General features: G+C 73.6%; 6 protein-coding genes. 5 read left to right on the forward strand and 1 reads right to left on the reverse strand.

Going from position 1 to position 6,272, the window contains the following annotated elements; translation table 11 throughout:
- Positions 1-61: 61 nt before the first annotated feature.
- Positions 62-1,039: a LacI family DNA-binding transcriptional regulator gene (locus tag ACWGL3_RS30225; protein ID WP_267947365.1), complete on the reverse strand. Its 978-nt coding sequence runs from the start codon at positions 1,037-1,039 to the stop codon at positions 62-64.
- 184 nt (positions 1,040-1,223) lie between these two features.
- Between ACWGL3_RS30225 and ACWGL3_RS30230 the strand changes: the two genes are divergently transcribed.
- The 5 genes from ACWGL3_RS30230 to ACWGL3_RS30250 all read left to right on the forward strand — a co-directional run bounded on the left by ACWGL3_RS30230 (position 1,224) and on the right by ACWGL3_RS30250 (position 6,205).
- A complete protein-coding gene (locus ACWGL3_RS30230; protein ID WP_267947366.1) occupies positions 1,224-2,045 on the forward strand; it encodes an ABC transporter permease in 822 nt (273 codons plus the stop codon).
- Complete coding sequence (locus tag ACWGL3_RS30235; protein WP_267947367.1) at positions 2,042-2,839, forward strand: ABC transporter permease; 798 nt, start codon at positions 2,042-2,044, stop codon at positions 2,837-2,839. Before ACWGL3_RS30230 ends, ACWGL3_RS30235 begins: the two co-directional genes overlap by 4 nt.
- The gene (locus tag ACWGL3_RS30240) at positions 2,836-3,852 is read left to right on the forward strand and encodes an ABC transporter ATP-binding protein (protein ID WP_267947368.1); all 1,017 of its coding nucleotides are present in this window, start codon (positions 2,836-2,838) and stop codon (positions 3,850-3,852) included. Before ACWGL3_RS30235 ends, ACWGL3_RS30240 begins: the two co-directional genes overlap by 4 nt.
- Positions 3,853-3,935: 83 nt before the next feature.
- The gene (locus ACWGL3_RS30245) at positions 3,936-4,997 is read left to right on the forward strand and encodes an ABC transporter substrate-binding protein (protein ID WP_267947369.1); all 1,062 of its coding nucleotides are present in this window, start codon (positions 3,936-3,938) and stop codon (positions 4,995-4,997) included.
- 83 nt (positions 4,998-5,080) lie between these two features.
- Entirely contained in the window at positions 5,081-6,205 is a 1,125-nt protein-coding gene (locus ACWGL3_RS30250; RefSeq protein ID WP_267947370.1) for an adenosine deaminase family protein, read from the forward strand.
- The last annotated feature ends 67 nt before the right edge of the window (positions 6,206-6,272 follow it).

The raw sequence follows: 6,272 nt of genomic DNA on the forward strand, positions 1-6,272 counted from the left end.
GCGCCGCCGCGGTGGCGGACCCTGCGGCGCTCCGCGGCCGGGACGGGGAAGCCGTCCCGGGTCACGCGTCCACGGGCTCCGCGGTGTCGGGCCAGCGCACCGGCACGGGCAGGCGCCGGCGCTCGGCCGGGAGGGGGTGCCGGGGGTCGGCGGCGATCCGGGCGAGCAGCAGGTCCGCGGCCTCACGGCCGAGTTCGGCGCCGTCGACGTCGATGGCCGGTACGCCGCGCATCGCCAGGGACTCCACGACCATGCGCTCCGAGCTGACCGTGACGGGGCGTCCGGCGGGCTCGGCGGCCAGCGCGAACATCAGGCCCAGCCCGATGGCGGTCGCGTAGGGCACCACCGCGGTCGCGCCGGAGTCCCGCACGGAGGGCGCGACCGCCACCCCCGCGGCGAAGGTGGAGGGGTGGGGTCCCAGGACGGTCAGTTCGGCGCGGCCGGAGGCGGCGGAGGTGACGGCGGCCGTCCGCTGGCGGTCCTGCCAGGAGCCCGCCGGTCCGCCGACGTAGACGATCCGTTCGTGGCCGTCGTCCACCAGGCGCGACACCAGGAAGCCGAACGCGGTCGCGGTGTCGGCCACGGCCGAGGTCATCCCCTCGATCTCGCGGTCGACCAGCACGGTGGGCTTGAGCTCCCCCGCGGCGCGGACCACGTCGTCCGGTCCGCGCGGGGCCACGACGACGAAGCCGTCGACCTGGCTGGCCAGGCGGGTGAAGGCCCCCGGCGCGTCCGGGGAGTCCAGGGGGTGCACCGCCACGGTGAGCTGGAGGTCGGCCTCCCCCGCCCGTGCCTGGGCGCCGCCGATGATGGGCGTGAAGAAGCTGTTGTCGAGGGTGGGCACCACCAGGGCGACGATGCCGGTGCGCCCCCGCGCGAGCTGGCGTGCGGCGCGGTTGGGGACGAACCCCAGCTGCTTCGCCGCGGCCCTGACCCGGGCGGCGGTCTCGGGGGCCACCAGCTCCTCACGGCTCAGCGCGCGGGACGCGGTCGCCTTCGACACCGCGGCGAGCGCGGCCACGTCGGCCAGAGTGGGCACGGATTCGCCTCCAGGTCTCGTCGGTCAACCCTAGCCCGGTCGCGGGGCAGGGGCCCGGCCACCGGGTCTCGCAGGTTGTTACACGGTGTTTACACGGATGATGCTGCGTGGACGCGTCTTCGCACCCTAGGGTGTGTGAAACCGGTTGTGCAACCGGTTTCATCACGCCCGAAGGAGGAAGGCCGTGCACTCACGCAAGTCGGCCCTCTTGCTCGTGCCCGGGTTGGCCTTCCTGCTCGTGGGGTTCCTCGTCCCGACGCTGCTGATGCTCTTCTCCCCGCCGGGCACGGGAGCCGCGGAGGTCTTCGCCCGGCTCGGCCGGATGCTCACGGACCCCTACGACCTGCGCATCATCTGGCGCACGGTCCGCCTGGGGCTGATCGTGACGGCGCTCTGCGTCGGGCTCGGGTTCCCGATCGCCTACCTGCTGGCCCGCTCCACCTCGCGCTGGGCGGGTGTCCTGCTCGCGCTCGCGATCTTCCCGCTGCTCCTCAGCAACGTCGTGCGCACCTTCGGGTGGCTGGTCATCCTGGGCGCGAACGGCGCCGTCGGCCAGGCCCTCGTCGCGACGGGACTCGTGGACAGGGCGCCGCAGCTGCTCTACACCGAGCTCGCCATCGTCCTCGGCCTCACCCAGCTGTTCCTGCCGCTCGCGGTCATCTCCTGCTACTCGGCGGTCGCCCAGGTCGACCCCGGCCTCGACGAGGCCGCCCGGGGGCTGGGCGCGGGCCGGGTCCGCACCTTCTGGAGCGTCGTGGTGCCGCTCTCGTCGCCGGGCATCGTCGTGGCGGCCACCCTGGTCTTCGCCGGCGCCGTCACCGCCTACACCACTCCCTACCTCCTGGGCGGCTCGGGCCAGCGCATGCTCGCCACCCAGCTCTACGCCTACTCCAGCGTCACGGTGGACTGGGCCTCGGCCTCGGCCACCGCGCTCGTCATGACGGTGCTCGTCTTCCTCGTCTCCGGCCTGTCCTCCGCCTTCGGCCGCAAGGGGGCCACAGCGTGAACACCCGCCGCCCCGTCGCCGCCGCGCTCGCGGTCGCCGGATACGTCGTCATGCTCGTGCCGATCCTGTTCGTGGTCGTCACCGCGTTCACCGCGGGCAGCACGCTCCGCTTCCCGCCGGAGGGGCTCTCCACCCGGTGGTTCGAGGAGGCGCTGGGCTACGAGCCCTTCCTCACCGCGCTCGTGTCGAGCCTCCAGCTGGCGGCGCTGGCCACCGCGCTCGCGCTGCTGATCGGCGTGCCCGTGGCCGTCGCGATCCACCGGGGCCGGATCCCCGGCAAGGGCCTGGTCGAGGGTCTGTTCCTGTCGCCGCTCATCGTCCCGGAACTGGTGGTGGGGCTCGCCCTCTACCAGCAGCTCATGATCGGGTTCGGGCTCGACAGCCTCACCGCGCTGACGCTCGGGCACACCGCGCTCATGATCCCCTACGCGGTGCGCGTCACGGGGGCGTCCCTGGCGCTGGCCGACCCGCACGTCGAGGAGGCCGCCCGGGGCCTCGGGGCCTCGCCCCTGAGGACCTTCGCGACGGTGACCCTGCCGCTGCTGCGCCCGGGGATCTTCTCGGCCGCGCTCCTGAGCTTCGTCACCTCCTTCAACAACGTGCCGCTCTCCCTGCTGCTCCAGACCCGGGAGTTCCGCACCCTGCCCGTCACGATGCTCGACTACGTCCAGCAGAGCTACGACCCCATGGTCGCGGCGATGGCCACGCTCATCCTCGCGGGCACCGTCGTCCTCGCCGTCCTCGCCGAACGCACCGTCGGCTTCGCCAAGATCTTCGGAGGTATCAACCGATGACCAGCGCTGCCGAGTTCGTCGGCGTCAGCCAGAAGTTCGGTGACTTCACCGCGGTCGACGACCTCAGCCTGACCATCGCCGAGGGGCGGCTCACGACGCTCCTCGGACCCAGCGGCTGCGGCAAGACCACGAGCCTGCGCATGCTGGCCGGGTACTCCAGGCCCACCGCGGGGACCATCCGGATCGCGGGACGGGACTGCACGCGCGTTCCGCCGGAACGGCGCGACCTGGGCATGGTCTTCCAGTCCTACGCGCTCTTCCCGCACATGACCGTCGCGGACAACGTCGGCTACGGCCTCAAGCTCCGCCGGGTCGCGAAGGAGGAGCGGCGGCGCCGGGTCATGGAGACCCTGGAGCTGGTGGGCCTGGCCCACCTCGCCGGGAACAGGCCGAAGAAGCTCTCCGGCGGCCAGCAGCAGCGCGTGGCCCTCGCCCGCGCCATCGCGATCCGCCCCAAGCTCCTGCTGCTCGACGAGCCCCTCTCCAACCTGGACGCGCGCCTGCGCGTGCAGATGCGGGCCGAGATCCGCCGCATCCAGGCGGAGACGGGCCTGACCGTCGTCCTGGTCACGCACGACCAGGACGAGGCACTGGAGATGTCCGACGACATGGTGCTCATGCGGGCGGGGCGGGTGATGCAGCAGGGACCGCCGCGCGAGGTCTTCCCCGCTCCGGCCAACCGCTTCGTCGCCGAGTTCCTGGGCTACGAGAACTTCCTCGCCGACGCCGAGGGCCGGACCCTCACGGTCCGGCCCGAGAACCTCCGCGTCGCCGCGGGGGCCGCGGACGCCGACGCCCCGGCCGGCCCCGGCGGGCTGCTCCTGCGGGGCACGGTGGCCCACATCGCCTACCGCGGGGCCGACCTCCTGGTCACCGTGGACGCGACCGACGACACCGGCGCGGCCGTGCGCCTGCTCTGCGACGTGCGCGGCGGTGCGGCCGAGGGCCTCTCGCCCGGGGGCGAGGTGACCGTCGACGCCCGGGAGGGCGCCCTGGTGCGCCTGCCCGACTGACCCCGTCCCCCGCGGACCGGAACCCCGGCCCGCTCCGAACCGCCCGGATCCGCCGGGCGTCCGGCGAGAGGAAACCGCACGCCATGTCCCACGCCATCCGCCGCCCCGGCCCGATCCTGACCGCGGGCGTCGCGGCCGCGGTCGTCCTCACCGGCTGCTCCTCCTCGGACGACGAGAGCGCGGACGCCCTCGTCGTGAGCACCTTCCCGTTCGGGGTGGAGGAGTTCCAGGAGGCCGTCGTCGACCCCTTCACGGAGGCGACCGGGATCGAGGTCGTCCTCGACACCGGCTCCAACTCCGACCGCCTCTCCAAGCTGGACCTGGAGGGCGGGGGCGGGTCCGACGTCGTCCTCATCTCCGACTACTACGCCGCCCTCGGCCAGGAGGGCGGGCTCTTCCAGGAGGTGGACGCCGAGCAGGTCCCCCACCTCGCGGAGATCGCCGACTTCGCCGTCGAGGAGGGCTACTCCGGTCCGGCGTACAGCTACCAGCTCAACGGCACGCTCTACAACACGGACGAGCTGGGGGCCGAGGAGGCCGCCGACTGGGGGCTCTACGGCTCCGAGGCCCACGCCGGGCGGCTGGCCCTGCCCGACATCTCGGTCACCGCGGGCCAGCTGATGGTCTCCGGTGTGGCCGAGACCTACGGCGAGGGCCCCTACGACATCGACACCGCCCTCGACACCCTGGGCGGCTGGGCCCCCGGCGTGCTCCAGTTCTACACGTCGACGACGGAGGTCACCAACCTCCTCGCCCAGGGCGAGATCGTGGCCGCCGACGCGCTGAGCGGCTTCGCGACGGAGATGGTCGCCGCGGGAGAGCCGGTCGCCTGGACCCCGCCCGCCAGCGGGTCCTACATGGCCACCAACCGGGCGATGATCCCCGTCGGCGCCGCGCACGCGGAGGACGCGCACGCCTTCGTCGACTACCTGCTGTCGCCCGAGGCCCAGACCGCCTCGGCCGAACTGGTCGGGGACATGCCGGTGCACCCCGACGCCACCGTGCCCGCCACGATCACCGACGTGGTCGGCGACGTCGCCGACGACCCGATCGCCGCGGGCTACGGGACCCTCGACCCCGCCGAGCTCGTCCCCACGCGCGGCGAGTGGGTCGAGCGCTTCGCCCGCGAGGTCACCGCGGGCTGAGAGCGCCGCCCACGGGCCCCGCGGCGCGATCCGCGCAGCGGGGCCCGACCCGTACCACCCGTTTCCAACCAGACCGGGAGCCCATGAACACCCCGCACAGCCTTCCCGCCGACTACGTCGCCAGGATGCCCAAGGCGGAGCTGCACTGCCACCTCATCGGGACCGTGCGCGCGTCGACCTTCGCCGAGCTGGCCAGGAGGGAGGGTCTCGACCTGCCGGCGGAGCCCGAGCGCGTGTACGCCGACATCAACTCGCTGCCGCCCGACCCCGACCTGTACCGGAACACGCGCATCCCCGTCCCCCAGGACAGGTCCCCCGACGAGCCGGAGGTGTCCTACTCGCTCTTCCAGGTCTCGCGCTGGGTCACGGAGGTGCTGCGCGACGCCGACGACCTGACCCGCATCGTCTACGAGGCCTTCGAGGACGCGCACCGGACCAGCTCCACCCGCCACCTGGAGCTCTTCTTCGACGCGCCGCCCGCGCACCTGGCCGGGCTCGGCTACTCGGGCTGCGTCGAGGCCTACGCCGAGGGCATCCGCATGGCCGAGCGCGACTTCGGCATGAGCGGCTTCCTGATCCAGGGCATCGACCGCAGCCGGAGCGGCGAGGACGCCCTCGCCCTGGTGCGGCAGGTGGTCGACCACCCGCACGAGTACGTCGCCGGGATCGGGCTCGACAACCTGGAGACCGCCGGACCGCCCGAGCGCTTCGCCGAGGCGTACGCCCTCGCGGGCCGGGCGGGGCTGGGGCGCACCGCCCACTCCTCCGAGCACGTCCCCACCGCGGTCAACACCGTCACCTGCCTCGACCTGCTCGGCTGCGACCGCATCGACCACGGCTACTACGTCCTGGAGGACGACGCCGTCGTGGAGCGGCTCCGCGAGCAGGGGGTCGCGTTCACCGTCGCCTCCACCACCTCGCGCCGCTCGTGGCGTCCGTGGCGCCGCGCCTCGATCCGCGCCATGCTCGACGCGGGGCTGAACGTCGTCCCCTGCTCCGACGACCCGGGGATGTTCCCGACGAGCCTGGCCGCCGAGTACCGGATCATGTCCGAGGACATCGGGGCGACCGCGGACCGGCTCCGCGCCATGGCCCTGGCCGGGGTGGAGGCGTGCTGGCTCCCCGCGGACCGCAAGGCCGCCCTGCGCACCCGGTTCGAGGAGGAGCTGGCGGCCCTGGACGACGAGTTCGGCCTGCCCCGGGTGTGACCCGGACGCCGCCGGAACGCGGGAGCCGCGCACCGTCGGCGGCGGAGGGGCCCACCGGAGGAACCGG

The sequence above is a fragment of the Nocardiopsis sp. NPDC055824 genome (assembly GCF_053616335.1).